Origin of the sequence: Bradyrhizobium sp. DOA9 (assembly GCF_000617845.2) — a bacterium.
Taxonomy (GTDB): domain Bacteria; phylum Pseudomonadota; class Alphaproteobacteria; order Rhizobiales; family Xanthobacteraceae; genus Bradyrhizobium.
Map to the genome: position 1 here is coordinate 826,408 of NZ_DF820425.1, position 17,603 is coordinate 844,010.

Annotated in this window: 16 protein-coding genes; 13 read left to right on the forward strand and 3 right to left on the reverse strand. The window is 65.6% G+C overall.

Annotated elements, in window-relative coordinates:
- Positions 1–63 precede the first annotated feature (63 nt).
- Positions 64–1,311 carry an MFS transporter gene (locus BDOA9_RS03825; protein WP_025032628.1) on the reverse strand — a complete coding sequence of 416 codons (1,248 nt, stop codon included), beginning with the start codon at positions 1,309–1,311 and terminating at the stop codon, positions 64–66.
- Between the two features lie 187 nt (positions 1,312–1,498).
- Between BDOA9_RS03825 and BDOA9_RS03830 the strand changes: the two genes are divergently transcribed.
- A complete protein-coding gene (locus tag BDOA9_RS03830) occupies positions 1,499–3,577 on the forward strand; it encodes a prolyl oligopeptidase family serine peptidase (protein ID WP_025032629.1) in 2,079 nt (692 codons plus the stop codon).
- Between the two features lie 78 nt (positions 3,578–3,655).
- On the opposite strand, the gene BDOA9_RS03835 is transcribed toward BDOA9_RS03830, so the two are convergent.
- Positions 3,656–4,327: a DUF938 domain-containing protein gene (locus BDOA9_RS03835; RefSeq protein ID WP_025032630.1), complete on the reverse strand. Its 672-nt coding sequence runs from the start codon at positions 4,325–4,327 to the stop codon at positions 3,656–3,658.
- A gap of 230 nt (positions 4,328–4,557) precedes the next feature.
- Here BDOA9_RS03835 and soxX point away from each other — a divergent pair, with 230 nt between their 5' ends.
- From soxX to BDOA9_RS03880, 9 genes are all read left to right on the forward strand, one after another.
- Entirely contained in the window at positions 4,558–4,914 is a 357-nt protein-coding gene (gene soxX, locus BDOA9_RS03840) for a sulfur oxidation c-type cytochrome SoxX (protein WP_025032631.1), read from the forward strand.
- Between the two features lie 27 nt (positions 4,915–4,941).
- A complete protein-coding gene (soxY, locus tag BDOA9_RS03845) occupies positions 4,942–5,445 on the forward strand; it encodes a thiosulfate oxidation carrier protein SoxY (RefSeq protein WP_025032632.1) in 504 nt (167 codons plus the stop codon).
- 15 nt (positions 5,446–5,460) lie between these two features.
- Positions 5,461–5,772, forward strand: coding sequence for a thiosulfate oxidation carrier complex protein SoxZ (gene soxZ, locus BDOA9_RS03850; RefSeq protein ID WP_025032633.1), 312 nt, complete (start codon positions 5,461–5,463; stop codon positions 5,770–5,772).
- A complete protein-coding gene (soxA, locus tag BDOA9_RS03855; protein WP_025032634.1) occupies positions 5,772–6,635 on the forward strand; it encodes a sulfur oxidation c-type cytochrome SoxA in 864 nt (287 codons plus the stop codon). The genes soxZ and soxA overlap by 1 nt, the downstream gene beginning before the upstream one ends.
- Positions 6,632–6,937 (forward strand): hypothetical protein, encoded by a 306-nt coding sequence (locus tag BDOA9_RS03860; RefSeq protein WP_025032635.1) that lies wholly within the window; start codon positions 6,632–6,634, stop codon positions 6,935–6,937. The genes soxA and BDOA9_RS03860 overlap by 4 nt, the downstream gene beginning before the upstream one ends.
- 50 nt (positions 6,938–6,987) lie before the next feature.
- The gene (gene soxB / locus BDOA9_RS03865; protein WP_025032636.1) at positions 6,988–8,739 is read left to right on the forward strand and encodes a thiosulfohydrolase SoxB; all 1,752 of its coding nucleotides are present in this window, start codon (positions 6,988–6,990) and stop codon (positions 8,737–8,739) included.
- 140 nt (positions 8,740–8,879) lie between these two features.
- Complete coding sequence (locus BDOA9_RS03870) at positions 8,880–9,917, forward strand: MBL fold metallo-hydrolase (RefSeq protein WP_025032637.1); 1,038 nt, start codon at positions 8,880–8,882, stop codon at positions 9,915–9,917.
- Between the two features lie 86 nt (positions 9,918–10,003).
- Positions 10,004–10,162 carry a hypothetical protein gene (locus BDOA9_RS37665; protein ID WP_042335466.1) on the forward strand — a complete coding sequence of 53 codons (159 nt, stop codon included), beginning with the start codon at positions 10,004–10,006 and terminating at the stop codon, positions 10,160–10,162.
- Between the two features lie 124 nt (positions 10,163–10,286).
- A complete protein-coding gene (locus BDOA9_RS03880; RefSeq protein ID WP_025032638.1) occupies positions 10,287–11,495 on the forward strand; it encodes an MFS transporter in 1,209 nt (402 codons plus the stop codon).
- 320 nt (positions 11,496–11,815) lie between these two features.
- On the opposite strand, the gene BDOA9_RS03885 is transcribed toward BDOA9_RS03880, so the two are convergent.
- Entirely contained in the window at positions 11,816–13,141 is a 1,326-nt protein-coding gene (locus BDOA9_RS03885; RefSeq protein WP_025032639.1) for an MFS transporter, read from the reverse strand.
- A 260-nt stretch (positions 13,142–13,401) separates the two neighbouring features.
- Here BDOA9_RS03885 and BDOA9_RS03890 point away from each other — a divergent pair, with 260 nt between their 5' ends.
- Genes BDOA9_RS03890 through BDOA9_RS03900 form a run of 3 tightly spaced genes read left to right on the forward strand, consistent with a single transcriptional unit; the run spans position 13,402 to position 17,586 of the window.
- A complete protein-coding gene (locus BDOA9_RS03890) occupies positions 13,402–14,055 on the forward strand; it encodes an ABC transporter ATP-binding protein (RefSeq protein ID WP_025032640.1) in 654 nt (217 codons plus the stop codon).
- Positions 14,052–16,514, forward strand: coding sequence for an FtsX-like permease family protein (locus tag BDOA9_RS03895; protein WP_025032641.1), 2,463 nt, complete (start codon positions 14,052–14,054; stop codon positions 16,512–16,514). Before BDOA9_RS03890 ends, BDOA9_RS03895 begins: the two co-directional genes overlap by 4 nt.
- Positions 16,504–17,586 carry a lipocalin-like domain-containing protein gene (locus BDOA9_RS03900; RefSeq protein ID WP_025032642.1) on the forward strand — a complete coding sequence of 361 codons (1,083 nt, stop codon included), beginning with the start codon at positions 16,504–16,506 and terminating at the stop codon, positions 17,584–17,586. The genes BDOA9_RS03895 and BDOA9_RS03900 overlap by 11 nt, the downstream gene beginning before the upstream one ends.
- The last annotated feature ends 17 nt before the right edge of the window (positions 17,587–17,603 follow it).

Below are 17,603 nucleotides of genomic sequence, written 5' to 3' on the forward strand. Positions count from 1 at the left end.
TTCTTCAGAAAATCACTTCGATCTGGATCGAAGCATCAACGCTGCTGACAGCCTCTTGCCAGACTAGACCGCGTCGGGGAACTCGCCCATGGCCGCCTCCAGCCGCGCCTTGCGGCGCCTCGCCCGGGAGACCATTGAGAGCACGGCAAGGCCCAGCACCACCGGCGGAAACACCACGAGGTTCACCGCGGCCCAGCCGTAATTGGCGAGCAGCTGGCCTGACGAGAACGAGCCGATCGCCATCATCCCAAACACCAGGAAATCGTTGAAGGCCTGCACCTTGTTGCGCTCCTGCGGGCGATGCGTCTCCAGCACCAGCGCGGAGGCGCCGATGAAGGAGAAATTCCAGCCGACGCCGAGCACGATCAGCGTCGCCCAGAAATGCATTGCGGTGAGGCCGGAGAGACCGATGGTGGCGGCGCCCGCTTCCAGCAGCAAGCCGGCGGCGACGATCTTCGGGGCGCCGAAGCGCGCGATCAGCGCGCCCGTGAAGAAGCTCGGCCCATACATCGCGACAATGTGCCATTGCAGGCCGAAATTCGAATCGGACACCGACAGGCCGCACAGCTTCATCGCGAGCGGCGCCGAGGTCATGACCAGGTTCATCATGGGATAGGCGATGACGCCGCACAGCGCCGCCGCGATGAAGCGCGGCTGCGTCACGATCGTGAGCAGCGGCCGGCCGCCTTGCAGATCGGCCGGCGCGGGCTTCGGCATATCGACACCGGCGACGATGCCCATCGCTACAAGCGCGACCGCGGCCTGCACCAGGAAGCTGAACGCGAACAGATAAGGCTGCCAGACATCCATGGTCCATTGCACGAGCTGCGGACCGAGCACGCCGGCGAATACTCCGCCGGCCATCACCCAGGACACGGCCTTGGGCCGGTAAGCCGCACTGGCGCCGTCGGCGGCGGCGAAGCGGTAGGATTGCGCCACCGCGCCGTAGAGACCGCCGAGGAAGGTTGCGAGACAAAACAGCGCGAACGAGCCGTGCAGGATCGCGAACGAGCCGAGCAGGCCGGTGAGCGTACCGAGGCCCGTGCCGATGACGAAGGCCACGCGGCGACCGAAGCGGCGCGAGATCGCGCCGGTCGGCAGCGTGCCGGCGGCGAGCCCGACCACATACATCGAGATCGGCACGGTCGCGAACGACATGTCCGGCGCGAGCGTGGCACCGACGATCGCGCCGGTGGCGAAGATCACCGCCGAGTTGGCGCCGGTCAGCGCCTGCGCGGCGGCAAGGCGCACCACGTTGGTGCGCACGCGGGCATCGTCGGCGATCTCATTGGCTGCAGTCACGTCCAGCATCGGCATTTCCGCCCGAAGGGCCCTGTTGATTCGCGGCACTATGGAGGGGTGGATGAGGGCGGGCAACCGGCGCAAACGGGCGCAGGCCATGCCCCTGACGCAATCGCCGGAATGATAGCGGCGCGCGGGCTTGACGGCTTGCGCTCGATCAAATCCTATCCGCCGCGCTTCTCCGGGAGTTACATTCATGTCCGTCGACGACAGGCCCACGCTTCAAGCTCCCGACGACGATCCCTGGCTGTGGCTGGAGGAGATCGAGGGCACGCAGGCGCTCGATTTCGTCGAGCGGCAGAACAGCCTGACGCTGCAGGCCTTCGGCGGAAAAATCTTCGAGCGCGACCGCGATCTCCTAGCCGCGATCTACGACCGCCCCGACAACATTCCCTATGTCAGCCGGCGCGGCTCCGATCTGCACAATCTCTCGAAGGACGCCGCCAACCCGCGCGGCCTGTGGCGGCGAACCAGGCTGGCGGAGTTTCGCAAAGCCAGTCCGGCATGGGAGATCATGCTGGACATCGATCAGCTCGCGCGGGACGAAAACGAGGACTGGTTGCTCGGCGGGATCGCCAGCACGCCGGGAAGCTCACGCGTTATTCTGAGCCTGTCGCGCGGCGGCAGCGATGCGGTGACGCTGCGGGAATTCGACATGGAGACGAAGCGCTTCATCGTCGACGGCTTCACGCTGCCGGAGGCGAAAGGCGGCGTCGACTGGCTCGATGCCGACACGCTGCTGCTGTCGAGCGCCCATGGCGAGAACATGGCGACGAGCTCGGGCTATGCGCGGACGGTTCGGCTGTGGCGACGCGGCCAGCCGGTCGACCGCGCCGAGGTCATCGCCGAGACATCCGCCGATCACATGATGATCCATGGCACGAGCGACGACACCGGATCTGAGCCGCGGGTCTGGATCGCCGACCAGATCGACTTCTTCAACCACGAGATCCGGCTGCGCGATGCGGCGGGCGCGATGACGACGCTCGATCTGCCGACCGGCATCTGGATGCAGGCCCATGGCGACTGGTTCGCGATGAAGCTGCGCAAGGATTGGACGGCCGGAGGTCGGACCTACGCCACAGACACCGTGCTCGGCATCTCCCTGTCGGCGTTCCTGAACGGCAGCCGCGACTTTGCGGTGCTGTTCGAGCCCGCGCCGCGGCGCGCCTTGCAGGGCCTGTTCTGGGCGGCGGGCAAGCTTGTGCTTTCGATCCTCGACGAACTGCGCCCACGCTTCGAGATCTGCACGCCTTCCGGGGCCGGCTGGAGCCGCGAGATGCTTCCCGGCCTGCCGGGAATCGGCGTCGTCTATGTCTGGACGCTCGATCGCCATCCCTCCGAGAGCAATGGCGATCTGCTCGCCAATGTGCAGGATCCGCTGACGCCGCCCTCGCTGCTGCTGATCGAGCGCGGCGTCGCAAGCCCGATCGTGCTGAAGCAGGCGCCGAAGACGTTCACCGCCGACGGGCTCGTGGTGACGCAGCACGAGGCGATCTCCATTGACGGCGAGCGTATCCCCTATGTGCAGACCGGCCCCGCTGGCGAGACCGGCGATGCGCCGGTCTATATGAGCGCCTATGGCGGCTTTGGTCTCGCGGTGAAGCCGTACCACAATTCCTCGCTTGGCAAGCTCTGGCTGGAGCGCGGCGGCACGATTGTGCAGGCGAATTTGCGCGGCGGCGGCGAGTTCGGCACGCGTTGGCACGATGCCGGACGGCTTGCCGGCAAGAAGCTCTCTCACGACGATTTCGCCGCCGTCGCGGCCGATCTCGTCCGCCGCGGTGTGACGCGCGCAAAACGCATCGCAGCGCAGGGCGGATCGAACGGCGGCATCCTCATCACCAACATGCTGGTGCGCTATCCCGAGCGTTTCGGCGCGCTGTTCTGCACCATCCCGCTGATCGACATGCGCCGCTACACAAAGCTGCTCGCGGGCGCGAGCTGGATCGCCGAATATGGCGATCCCGACAAGCCCGACGAATGGGAGTGGCTGAAGACCTACTCCGCCTATCACAATGCAAAGCCGGGGCAGCCTTATCCGCCGATCCTGATCGCGACGACGCGGCGCGATGACCGCGTCCATCCCGGCCATGCCCGCAAGATGGCGGCAAAGCTGCAGGCGATGGGCTATGAGGCCTGGTTCTACGAGCCGGAAGCCGGCGGCCATGGCTACGGCAAGGACAACAAGGAGCGCGCGGGTTTCGAGGTGCTGGGTTATCGGTTCTTGAAGGAGAAAATCGGGTGGCAGGATGAAGGCGTGACGGCCTCTTGATCTGACCAACGCGAGCCCAGCGGGCGGTGCACCTCTCGCGCAAGCGCAAGCGGGAGAGGGAGCGCACCTCCGGCGTAGCTATCGCGCAAACACCAGCGTCAGATTGTTCGCGGGCATCTCGATCGTATCGAGGAGACCGAGGCCCGCCGCCTTCGCCAGCTTCTCGACGTCGACGACGTCGCGCACGCCCCAATCGGGGTTGCCTTCGCGCAAGGAGGTGTCGAACACCGCGTTGCTGAGCGCAGTGTGCTTGCCGTCGCGCTTGAAGGGGCCGTAGAGGAACAGCTTGCCGTCGCGGCGCAGATAACGGCCGGCGCCGGCGAACAGGCCTTCGGCCACGGCCCAGGGCGCGATGTGAATGACATTGGCGCAGAACACGGCCGCGAGGCTGGTCGGCACCTGCCCGCTCTTCATTTCCGGGCACCAGTCAGGATCGGTGAGATCGATGCGCAGGGGTGGGCGGATGTTCGGCAGGGCCGCATGCACGCGCCAGGCCTCGATGCTCTTGAGGTGGCGCTGGTTGAGATCGCTCGGCCACCAGATCAGGCTGGGTGTGTGGCGGGCGAAATGCACCACGTGCTGCCCGGTTCCACTGCCGAGTTCCACGACGTTGCCGGTCGCATCCGCGAGATGCTTTGCCAGCGCGGCCCAGATCGATTCGTGATTGCGATGGAAGGCCGGCGCGTCGAGCCGGCCATCCGGCTCGACCCGTCCGCCATCCCTGCCAAATTCGACGACATATTCAGCCAAGTGACGTCCCCAAAAATGCGATCCAGAAAACAAGGCCTGAAGGCCAAACGTCCGAGAATAATTTGCTAGTCCGCGCCCATCCGAATGAACGAACTATCTTGTCGGTTGCAATGCGGAGGATATTAACCCCATTTTGCCGCGTGCATAGTCTTGATTGTCAGGCGATGCCCTTTGTGCTTTTGAACAATTCCGCAAATGAGATCATCGAGATAACGTTCCGGAACGATGCCTTGACCGCCTTTCCTCGCAAGCCCGCTTTGCTCGTTGCCCTGGCCCTCCTCGCCGGCGCGGCCATGGCCCCGGCGGGGGCGCAATCCACCGTGACGGAGGGCCAGAAGCTCGCTTTCGACCGCGGCAAGGGCAATTGCCTCACCTGCCATGTCATCAAAGGCGGCGACCTGCCGGGAACGATCGGACCGGAACTGAAGGACATCAAGTCAAAATACCCTGATCGCAACGAACTGACCGCGATCATCTTCGACGAGACCAAGCGCAATCCGCAAACCATGATGCCGCCGTTCGGCCGGAACCGGATTTTGACCGAACAGGAGATCGACGCGATCGTTGATTTCCTGCAGACCCTGTAACCGCGGGCGGCCCCCAGGAGACTTGAGATGACCACGACCCCCAAGCCTCATTGGAGGCCTCATCCGACGCGGCGCCTGATCCTTCGGGGCGCAGCCTCCGTGGCGCTGCTCGGCCTCGGCAATCTGCCATTCGCAGCCGCGCCCGCGCGCGCCGCAGCGAACGACAAATATCCGGAAGAGGCCTTCAGGCAGAAGAGCGAGGCGGACGCGATCAAGGCGCTCTACGGCAAGACCGCCGAGCCGTCGGACAAGGTCAAGCTGGATGCGCCGGAGATCGCCGAGAACGGCGGCGTCGTGCCGATCTCGGTGACGACGACGCTGGAGAAGGTCAGCTCGATCTCGTTCTTCGTGGCGGAGAACCCGAGCGCGCTGGCCGCCAGCTACAGGATTCCCGATGGCACGATCCCTGCCGTCGCCAACCGGCTGAAGATGGCCAGGACCACCAAATTGACCGCGATCGTGGAGGCCGACGGCAAGCTCTACAGCGCGACCAAGGAGGTCAAGGTCACCGTCGGCGGTTGCGGCGGCTAAGCGAGGCAGTTCGACATGGCATCCAGCATTCGCGTGCGCGCAACATCGAGCGGCGACATCACCGAGGTGCAGGCGCTGATCCAGCACCCCATGGACACCGGCCTCGTCAAGGATTCCAAGGGCGAGTTGATCCCGGCGCATTTCATCCGGCAGCTGAAGTTCGAATGTAACGGCAAGGACGTGTTCGTCGCCGATTGGGGCACCGCCGTTTCCAAGGACCCTTACGTCAAGTTCAGCTTCAAGGGGGCCAAGAAGGGTGACGAGCTCAAGATCTCCTGGACCGACAACAAGGGTGGCTCGGACACGACCATCGCGAAGATCGCGTGATGAAGGTCCGCATCCATCTCCTGCTTGGCTCGCTCGGCGCCGCGCTCGTCGCGTTTGCGCTCGCCGCGCCGCGCGTGACCGCCGCCGACAAGGTGGACCCCGTTGCCGATGCCAAGGCGTTCCAGAACTTCTTCTTCCAGAAATTTCCGAACGTGAAGCACGAGGATTTCGTCAACGGTCCGTATTCCATGAACGAGGACATGAAGCGGCAATGGCAGGAGAAGGAGGAATTCCCGCCTTACGAGTTCGCGCTCGATGCCGGCAAGGAGATGCTCTCGACGCCGTTCAAGAACGGCAAGACCTACGCCGACTGCTTCCCGAACGGCGGCATCGGCATCCGCCAGAACTATCCGTACTTCGACAGCGGCGAAGGCAAGGTCGTCACGCTGGAGCTCGCGCTCAACCGCTGCCGCGAGGCCAATGGCGAAGCGCCCTATTCCTACGTCAAGGACGAGATGGCCTCGCTCACCGCCTACATGGCCTACACCTCGCGCGGCAAGCCGATGGACATCAAGATCCCCGATGATCCCCGCGCGCTCGCGGCATACGAGAACGGCAAGCGCTATTTCTACACCCGCCGCGGCCAGATGAACTTCTCCTGCGCGAGCTGCCATGTGCAGAGCCCGGGCGAACGCATCCGCGCCGAGACCCTTGCCCCGGCGCTCGGCATCCTCAACGCGATGCCGATCTACCGCTCGGAATGGAGCGGCATGGGCACGACCAGCCGCCGCTTCGTCACCTGCAACAGCCAGACCCGCGCGGTTCCGCTGGAGCCGCAGTCGGATGAATATCGTGACGTCGAATATTTTCTGTCCTACGTCGCCAACGGCCTGCCGATCTCGGGGCCGGGAGCACGGCCATGAAGCGGTCACTTGGCTTGGCCATGCTGCTCGCCTTGAGCCTTGCGCCATCCGCGCGCGCGGCGAATGAGGCGGACTACAAGGCGGCCTATGCCGCCGCCGAAGCCGCCTCCAAGGAGGCGGCCGGCATGCGCAACCAGTGGACGGTGACCCTATCTGCGCTGGCGGCCGCGAAGAAGGCTGCCGACGGCGGCGATTTCGACCGTGCGGTGGCCGCGGCCAGGGAGGCCGAAGCACTGGCGAAGGCGTCGATCTTCCAGGCTAGTTCCGAAAAAGAAGCCTGGAAGGCGATGGAAATCCGCTAGACTGCCGCGCGGTGAACGAAGTCCATACGAGAGGCGCGGAGAATTCCTGGATGGCGATCCGCCGCCGCGATTTCCTGAAACGTGCAGGCCTTGCCGCTGCAACGCTCACCCTGCCGCGCCTGGCCCGCGGCACCGAGGCTGCCAGCATCTACGACCTCGAACGGTTCGGCAATGCGCGGATCCTGCACATCACCGATACGCATGCGCAGCTCAATCCGGTCTATTTCCGCGAGCCCAGCGTCAATATCGGCATCGGCGAGATGGCGGGACGGCCGCCGCATCTGGTCGGGCGCGCCTTCCTGGAACGGTTCGGCATTCGGCCCGACAGCGCCGATGCCTATGCCTTCACCTGCCTCGAGTTCGAAAAGTCCGCAGGCCGCTTCGGCAAGCTCGGGGGCTTTGCCCATCTGAAGACGCTGGTCGATCGCCTGCGCGCCGATGTCGGCGAGAGGCGCTCACTTCTCGTCGACGGTGGCGATCTCTGGCAGGGCACCGGGCTTGCCAACGTCATGCAGGGCCGCGACATGGTCGAGGTTGCCAATCTGCTCGGCATCGAGGCGATGACCGGGCATTGGGAATTCACCTATGGCGAGCAGGCGCTGCGCGACAATCTCGAGCGCTTCAAGGGCGAGTTCCTGGCGCAGAACGTGTTCCTGACCGAGGAGGCCGCGTTCAACGACGCGCCCGCCTTCGACAAGGCCATTGGACGCGTGTTCAAGCCTTCCATCATCAAGGAGCTCGGCGGGCGCCGCGTCGCGATCGTCGGCCAGGCCTTTCCCTACACGCCGATCGCCCATCCCAAACGGTTCACACCGGACTGGAGCTTCGGCATCCGCGAGGAGGAGCTGCAGAAGCATGTCGACGTCTTGCGCGGCACCGACAAGGTCGATGCCGTCGTGCTGCTGTCGCACAATGGCATGGACGTGGACCTCAAGCTCGCGAGCCGGGTCACCGGCATCGACGTCATTCTCGGCGGCCACACCCATGATGCCGTGCCGCAGCCTATGCCAGTGAAGAACGCAGGTGGCACGACGCTCGTCACCAATGCCGGCTCCAACGGGAAATTTCTGGCTGTGCTCGATCTCGCGCTCGACGGCGGCAAGGTCAGCGATGTCAGGTATCGTTTGCTGCCGGTCTATTCGGAGCTGCTGAGGCCCGATCCGGCGATGGCCGAGCTGATCGGCCGGGTCCGTGCGCCGCACGTAGCCGACTGGTCGGAAAAGATCGCGACGCCCGACCGGCTGCTCTATCGCCGCGGCAATTTCTCCGGGCCCATGGACGAATTGATCTGCACCGCGCTGCGCACCGAGCTCAATGCCGAGATCGCTCTGTCGCCGGGCTTCCGCTGGGGCGTCACCGCGCTGTCCGGCCAGGCGATGACCATGGAGGATCTGCTGGCGGAAACCGCGATCACCTATCCCGAGACCTATGTTCAGGAGATGACGGGGGCAGAGATCAAGGACCTGCTCGAGGACGTCTGCGACAATCTCTTCAACGCCGATCCCTACTACCAGCAGGGCGGCGACATGGTGCGCGCCGGCGGGCTCAGCTACACCTGCACGCCGGACGCTGCGATCGGCAGCCGCATCTCGGAGCTGAAGCTCGGCAACGGCAAGTCGCTCAGCGCCAGCCACCGCTACAAGGTCGCGGGCTGGGCCTCGGTCAACGGCCAGCCGGGCGCGCCGGTGTGGGACGTCGTCGGCAAATATCTGCGCTCGGGCCGGATGATGCCCGAACGGCTCGGCTCCGGCGTCACGCTGAAAGGCGTCGACGGCAATCCTGGCATTGCAGGGCAGGGATGATGCGGCCGCAGCTCTTGTCCGCGATCATATTGGCCGCAATAGGAATCTTCTAAATTTCGTTGTTCATGCAGTGAATTACTTCTCTTTCTGACCCGTACTGTAGTAGAATCTTGGAAGCCAGTTCCAAGCCGGGTCCTGCCATGATCTTCCGCCAGCTCTTCGACAGCGTTTCGGGCACCTACAGCTACGTCCTCGCCAGCCGCGCCGGCGGTGAGGCGCTGATCCTCGATCCCGTGCTGGAGAAGGTCGATCGCTATTGCCAATTGCTGCGCGAGCTCGACCTCAAGCTGGTCAAGGCGGTCGACACGCATCTGCATGCCGACCACGTCACCGGCCTCGGCGAGCTGCGCGACCGCACCCATTGCATGACCGTGATGGGCGATCAGACCAAGGCCGACGTGGTCGCCATGCGGGTGGCCGACGGCGACAAGGTGACGATCGAAGGCCTGTCGCTCGACGTGATGTACACGCCGGGCCACACCGACGATTCCTATTCCTATCTGATGGGCGACCGCGTCTTCACCGGCGACACGCTGCTGATCCGCGGCACCGGCCGCACCGATTTCCAGAACGGCTCGGCGCGCGCGCAATACGATTCGATCTTCAACCGCCTCTTGAAGCTGCCGGACGAGACCATGGTGTTTCCGGCGCATGACTACAAGGGCGACACCGTCTCCACCATCGGCGAGGAGAAACGCTTCAATCCGCGGCTCCAGGTGCGCTCGGTCGACGAATATATCGAGCTGATGGCCAACCTGAAGCTGCCGAATCCTAAGATGATGGACGTCGCGGTGCCCGCCAACATGCATGTCGGCCTGCATCAGGAGGAGCTCGAGAAAGAGGGCCGCGCGCTCAGCGCGACCGAGGCGATCCGCAGCCTCGGCCGGCCCGACATCCTGCTGGTGGATCTGCGCGAGACCAACGAGCGGATGAAGCACGGCATGCTCGAAGGCGCGCTGCACACGCCCTATCCTTCCGTCGAGGAGAGCCTCAAGCCAGGCGGCATGCTGCGTGAGGTCGTGGCCGCTAGCGGCCGCCGCGTGGTGTTCTTCTGCGCCTTCGGCGAACGCTCGGCGATGGCCGTTGCGGCTGCAAAGGAGGCGGGGCTCCTCAACACCGCGCATATCGCCGGCGGCATCGATGCCTGGAAGAAGGCGGGCGGGCCGGTGGTGCGCTGACGACCTCGTCGCCAAGCTTGAGCAAGATCAGGACGGGGCCATATATTCCGATTAGACGGATGCAGCATCACCATCCCGGGATAGTCATGGCCAAGACCGCCAAACCGAACGCGCCGCCGAAAACTGCGGACGAAAAGGCGAAAAAACCACCACCGCCGCGCGACATTGACGACGACGATTACGAAGACGGCGACATCGCGACGCCAAAACGCGATCGCTATGGCCCGGACGACGAGCCGTTGTGAGGGTGTGAGTTCGCCTCACGAACGGTGCGTCCCGCCCGCACTACCTGCCATGCGCCTGCGTTCATGGACAAATAACCGCCTGCCCCGATAGTTTGCCGTCCATCGGGAGTGAAACGGAACTGCAATGGTCGACGTTCTCGCCGCACCGCAGCAAGGCAAGGCGGACAGCGCGCTGCGCACGCTGACCGGGATCTCGATCGCGCATTGGGTCAGCCATTTTCATCTGCTGGTCCTGCCGATGCTGTTTCCGTTCCTGAAGGAGAAGCTCGGCGTCGGCTATGTCGAGCTCGGCTTCTCGCTGACCACGCTCGCCGTCGTCTCCGGCCTGACGCAGGCGCCGACCGGCTATCTCGTCGACCATTTTGGCGCGCGCAAAATCCTGCTGATCGGGCTGACGCTCGGCGGCTGCGCCCTGATCCTGCTCGGCCTGCACCTCAGCTACGCCGCGCTGATCGCCTGCGCCGTGCTGCTCGGGCTCGCCAACAGCGTCTATCATCCCGCCGATTACGCGATCCTGGCCGAGCACATGGACGAGGCGCGGATGGGCCGCGCCTTCTCGGTCCACACATTCGCCGGCTATCTCGGCGGCGCGGTGACGCCGGCGATCGTGGCCGCGCTGGTCACGGTGTGGGGCGGCGTCGGCGCGCTGATCGCCTCCGGCGCGATCGCCATTCTGGTGGCCGTGCTGCTGGTCACCATGGGCATCCCCGAGGCCGGCGCGCACAAGAAGAAGCCGGGCAGCGCAAGCGCGCCGAAGCAGGCGGTGATCACGCCGGCGCTGATCACGCTGACCGCGCTGTTCATGCTGCTCAGCCTGTCGGTCGCCGGCATCAACAATTTCGGCGTGGTGGCGCTGATGAGCGGCTACGGCACGTCCTATTCGATCGCCAATGTCGCATTGACCGCGTTCCTCGCCGCAAGCGCCGCGGGCGTGCTCGCCGGCGGCTTCCTCGCCGACCGCACCGAGCGTCACGGCTATGTCGCGGCGGCCTGCTTCGCCGCGAATGCGGCCATCGTGCTGCTGATCGCGCTGGTGACGCTGCCGGGCTGGGCCCTCACGGCGACGATGGCGACCGCAGGCTTCCTCTCCGGCGTGATCGCGCCGTCGCGGGACATGCTGGTGCGCAATGCCGCGCCGGCCGGTGCCGCGGGGCGCGCCTTCGGCATCGTCTCCACCGGCTTCAACCTCGGCGGCATCGTCTCACCGCTGCTGTTCGGCTGGATCATGGACCAGAGCGCGCCGCATTGGGTGTTCGGCGCGTCCGTGATCTTCATGCTGGCGACGGTGGCGCTGTCGCCGTTCACGGAACGGCGGCCGGCGAAAGCAAATTGAGCCGTCAGGATCGACACAAATTCAATTGTCGGGACTCATAACCACAAGGAGACGGCTACGAGGCGACGATCACCTCGGACGTGGTGACACCGCAATCTGGTTCGTCGTCCGCGGCGCGTTTGGCAAGCTAGCGCGGCATTGCCACTTACCCTCCCCTGGAGGGGGAGGGTCGGCTCACATTGAGCGCAGCGAAATGTGAGACGGGGTGGGGTGACGGTCTCTCCACCTCCAACAGTGTGCCTGTGGAGAGATCACCCCACCCCGCTCGCGCTTCGCGCGATCGACCCTCCCCCTCCAGGAGAGGGTAAGAAGAGGCCGCCTTACGTCGGCGACACCGCGCCCTTCAGCGCCGCGCCCTGCGCCGCCGCACCACGCATCAGCCTGGCCTTCTCCGTGTTCGGCCACAGCAGCAGCAGGCCGATGATGCCGGAGCCAATCATGACCACCGCGTTGATGGCGAAGCCGGTCAGATAGCCGTCGAGCATGCTGCCGGAGCGCTGGATCACGGCGCCCATGACGCTGGGCGCGATGATGCCCGAGAGCGTATAGAGCGCGCCGTAGATCGCGATCACCGCGCCGCGCTGCGAGGCCGGAGTGAACTCGCCAAGCATCGGCGGACAGACCACGTAGATCGCGCCGCAGAGACCGGAGCCGACAACCAGCGCCGCGATCTGCAGGCCGGCGCCGTCGACATGGGCCATCGTGGCGAGGATCAGGCCGCCGATGATGAGCGGCACCGAGCCGAGCACGCCGCGCGAGACGCGCGTGGTGGAGCCGCGGGCCATCATCACCTGCGAGATCCAGCCGGTGAGCAGGACGATGGTGGCGCCGAACACCCAGGGCAGGATCGAGATGAAGCCGGCCTGGCTCTGCGAGAAGCCGAGCCCCTTGACGATGAAGGGCGTGAACCAGGTGAGGCCGAGCGACAGCGCCCAATAGGCGCCGAAGGTCGCGATCACGCAGCCGAGGAAGGTGCGCGAGGTCAGCAGTTGCACGTACGGAATCTTCGGCTCCGTGGCAGCCAGGACCTCGGTATCCTCCAGCGGGCCTTCCTTGCCGAGCGCGAGCCAGGCTGCGACCCAGATCAGGCCGACGACCCCGAGCGCGCCGAAGGCGTAGTGCCAGGAATGGTTGACGATGATCCAGTTCAGCGCCGGTACCGCCAGGATGACGCCGAAGGCCGACCCCTGCGACAGGATCGCGGTCGGCAGCGTGCGCTTCTCGTCGGGGAACCATTTGTAGATGGCGTGCGCGGCGACCGAGAAGGCCGGCCCTTCGCCGGCGCCCAGCACGATGCGGCAGATCAAGAGCGTGGTGAAGGAGACCGTGCCGACCATCGGGAACTGCGACACCGCCCAGATCACCGCCAGCGTCAACAACACCCAGCGCGTCGGCACCTTGTTGACGATGAAGCCGACCACGATGGCCGAGATCGAGAACAGGAAGAAGAACGAGGACCCGAGCAGGCCGAACTGCTCGGCGCTGAGCTTCATCTCGGTCATGATCGGCACGCCGGCGAGACCGACGACGATCTTGTCGGCGAAGTTCACCACCATGAAGAGAAAGAGGAGAAATGTAATGGTCCAGGCGCCCCTCGGCGTTGTAGTCGTCCCAGCCGTCACGTTCGGCGTTCCCTGAGCGCTCATCATTCTCCCCGCATGTCCTTTTCGGCACTTTTTGATTTGGCCGTCTTGGAAGCTAACAGCGGCTTCAGGGCCAACGCAACCCCGGCATTTCCGCATCAGGTGTGCTACGCAGCATCCTCACCTCTCCCCGCCGGGGAGAGGTCGATTTGCGCAGCAAATCGGGTGAGGGGTCTCGGGCCTCTTGAGAGACCGTAACCCCTCACCCGCGCCTTCGGCGCGACCTCTCCCTATGGGAGAGGTGGAAGAAAAGTGGCAGGCCCGTGCTGAGCATCCGAAACCTCTCAAAGACCTTCTCCTCGGCCGGCGAACCCGTCCACGTTCTGCGCGGCGTCGACCTTGACCTTAAGGCCGGCGAGCGCGTTGCGCTGACCGGTGAATCCGGCAGCGGCAAGAGCACGCTGCTGCACCTGATTGCCGGGCTCGACGCCGCCGATGGCGGCTCGATCCGGCTGGGCGACACCGAGGTCACCAAGCTCTCGGATGCGGGACGGGCCAGCTTGCGGCGCGATCGCATCGGCCTGGTTTTTCAGCAGTTCAACCTGATCCCGAGCCTTTCCGTCGCGGACAATCTCGCCTTTCAGGCGCGGATCGCCGGACGGCATGATGCGGCCTGGAGCAAGGAGCTTGTCGAGCGGCTCGGTTTAAGCAGCCTGCTCAAGCGTTATCCAGAGCAAATATCGGGCGGCCAGCAGCAGCGGGTCGCGATTGGCCGGGCGCTGGCGACAAAACCCTCGCTGCTGCTGGCGGACGAGCCGACCGGCAATCTGGACGAGGCCACCGCCGAGGACGTGCTGGCGCTGACGCGCGATCTCGTCGCGCGCACCGGCTGCGGATTCCTGATGGTGACGCACAGCCTGCATCTGGCCGCCACGCTCGACCGTCATCTCACCTTGCATGCGGGGCGCATTTCATGAGGCGCGCGCTCTGGGTTCTCGCCGTGCTGCTCAGCCATTGGCGGCGCCACAAGATGCAGTTCGCGACGCTGCTCATCGGCTTGATCGCCGCCACGGCGCTGTGGAGCGGGGTGCAGGCCATCAACCAGCAGGCCCGCAATGCCTATGACCGCGCCGCGGCGACGTTCGGCGGCGTGCGCACGGCGATGCTGGTCGCTCCCAATGCTGCGACTTTCCCGCAAGAGCTGTTCGTAAAGCTCCGCCGCGCCGGCTGGCCGGTGTCGCCGGTGCTGGAGGGACGCGTCCAGGTGGGCGGGCATTCGGTGCGGCTGCTCGGCATCGAGCCGGTCACGCTGCCGGTCGACGTCGGCAATGCGCCGCGCCTGGGGGCCGCGGATCTCGGCAGCTTCGTTGCTCCGCCCGGCCAGGCATTGGCTGCCCGGGAGACGCTGAGGGACTTGGAAGTAACGGAAGGCGCGGCCCCGGCGATCAGCAGCGGCGCAAAGCTGCCGCCGCTGCGCGTCCAGCCGCAGCTCGCGCCCGGTGTGCTCGTGGTCGATATCGGCGTGGCACAGCGGCTGCTGAGCAAGCCCGATCAGGTCTCGCGGCTGCTACTCGGCAAGCCGAAGGGCAAGCCCGCACCGCTCGCGAGCGTCGTCGGCGAGCAGTTGCAGCTGATAGAGCCGAACGCGGAGACGGAGCTGGAGCGTCTCACCGACAGCTTTCATCTCAACCTCACCGCCTTCGGCCTGCTGTCGTTCTTCGTCGGCCTGTTCATCGTCAATTCGGCCGTGGGCCTTGCCTTCGAGCAGCGGCTGCCGATGCTGCGCACCTTGCGCGCGTGTGGCGCCTCGGCGCGGCTGGTCAACACAGTGCTGGTGATCGAGCTGGTTGCCCTGGCACTGGTCGCAGGGCTGATCGGGCTCGCTTGCGGCTATGTCATCGCAGCCGCCCTGCTGCCCGACGTCGCGGCCTCGCTGCGCGGGCTCTATGGCGCGCAGATTCCTGGGCAGCTCAGCTTGCAAGGCGAATGGTGGCTGGCCGGCATCGGCATCAGCGTTGCAGGCGCGCTCGTGGCGGCGGCGACCAGCCTGATCAAGGCGATCAGGATGCCGGTGCTGGCAACCGCACAGCCGGGCGCCTGGCAGCAGCGGCAACGCCGCTGGCTGATCCTGCAGAGCTGTGCGGCCTGCGCCGTGTTCCTCGTTGCGCTGCTGCTGCTGCAGTACGGACAATCGCTGATCGCAGGCTTCGGCGTGCTGGCCGCCCTGATGTTCGGCGCGGCACTGATCCTGCCCGCCTTGCTCGACATCATCCTGCTCGCAGGTCAGCGCCTCGCGCGGGGCCCGCTCGCGCTGTGGTTCTGGGCGGACAGCCGGCAGCAGCTTTCCGGATTGTCGCTGGCGCTGATGGCGCTGCTGCTGGCGCTCGCCGTCAATGTCGGGGTCTCGACCATGGTCGAGACCTTCAGCCGGACCTTCCTCGGCTGGCTCAACGGGCGACTCGCCGCCGACGTCTACGTCAGCGCCTCCGACAATGCGCAAGGCGTCGCGATCCGGAACTGGCTGAAGGATCGCAGCGATGTTCGGGCGATCCTCTCGGGCGGACGCGCCGAGGCGCAAATCCAGGGCCAACCGGTCGAGCTGCTCGGCCTGCCCGATCACGCGCTCTATCGCGAGCGCTGGCCGCTGCTCGGGACCGCGCCGCGCGCCTGGACCCGGCTGGTGCCGGGCAATGCCGCCTTCATCAGCGAGCAATTGAGCCGTCGGCTGAATGTGCGGATTGGCGACGTCGTCGAGGTGCCGGCGCCGGGCGGGAGCTGGGAGCTCGATATCGTCGGCATCTATGCCGATTACGGCAACCCCAAGGGTCAGCTCACGGTCAACGTCGCCGCACTGATCCGGCAGTTTCCGCAGACGCCCCAGACCCGGATCGGCCTGATCGTCGCGAGAGAAAATATCCCCGGCCTGATCGCGGCCTTGCAGAAGCAGTTCGGGCTCGACGACCGCAGCGTTGCCGACCAGGCGACGGTGAAGAGGGAATCGATCCGCATCTTCAACCGCACCTTCGCGGTGACCTCGGCGCTGAACGCCTTCACGCTCGGTGTCGCCGGCATCGCCTTGCTCACGAGCTTGCTGACCCTGGCCAATTCCCGGCTGCCGCAGCTTGCGCCGCTGTGGGCGATCGGCCTGACGCGGCCGCACCTTGCCGCGATCGAGCTGACCAAGGCGCTCTCGGTGGCGCTGTTCACGGCACTGCTGGCCGTGCCGCTCGGTCTTCTTGTAGCGTGGTGCCTGATTGCCATCGTGAACGTGAAAGCATTCGGCTGGCGGCTGCCGTTCCACGTCTTCACGTTGCAGCTGGTGGAGCTGGTCGCGGTGGCGCTGTTCGCCTCGCTGCTGGCGGCGCTGCTGCCGATGCTGCGGCTGGCGCGGATGCAGCCGGCGAACCTCGTCAAGGTGTTTGCCAATGAGCGCTGACAAGATATCGCGGCGCGGCTTTGCGGCCGGCATCGCCGCCCTCGCGCTGGCACGTCGTGCGAGTGCGCAAGGCTATGCCGGGCTCGGCGAGACCGCCGATGGGTTTGCAAAGGTAACGCCGGGAAGGGCGTTCACCTTTCCCGGAGATCACGGACCGCATCCGGAGTTTCGGATCGAGTGGTGGTATCTCACGGCAAACCTCGTCGACGCGCGCGGCGCTCCTTGCGGCCTGCAATGGACGCTGTTCCGACAGGCGGCACAGCCGGGCCCGCAAGGCGAAGGCTGGGCCAATCAACAGGTGTGGATGGCGCATGCGGCGGTGACGCGTGCCGACACCCACCGCTTCTCTGAGACGTTTTCACGCGGTGGCGTCGGGCAAGCCGGCGTCACCGCAAAGCCGTTTGCCGCCTGGATCGACGATTGGGAGATGAAGGGCGTCGAGCGCACCGACGACCGCATCTTGGCGCCGCTGACGCTGAAGGCGTCCGGCACCGATTTCAGCTACACACTGACGCTGGACGCCGATCGTCCGGTCGTCTTGCAGGGCGATCGCGGCTACAGCCGCAAGTCGGAGCGTGGTCAGGCGTCCTATTATTACAGCCAGCCGTTCTACCGCGCTCGCGGCACGCTCAGCATGGACGAGAAGCCGATCGGCGTCTCGGGCCAGGCCTGGATGGACCGGGAATGGAGCAGTCAGCCGCTCGATGCCGACCAGACCGGCTGGGACTGGTTGTCGCTGCATCTGTCATCCGGCGACAAGCTGATGCTGTACCGGCTGCGGCAGAAGGACGGCAAAGACTATCCGTTCGGCAATTGGATCAGCGCAGCCGGCGAGACGCAGATGATCGCAGGCGGCGACATCCAGATGACGCCGCACGCGACGGCGGACGTCGCGGGACGCAAGCTGCCGGTAGAATGGCAGATCGCGATTCCGTCGCGATCGTTCTCGATTCTCTGCAAGCCGCTCAATCCGAACGCCTGGATGGGGACCGGCTTCTCGTACTGGGAAGGCCCGATCAGCTTTGCCGGCACGCATGACGGCGTTGGCTATCTCGAGCTGACCGGCTATTGAAGCGCAATCTGCCTGGA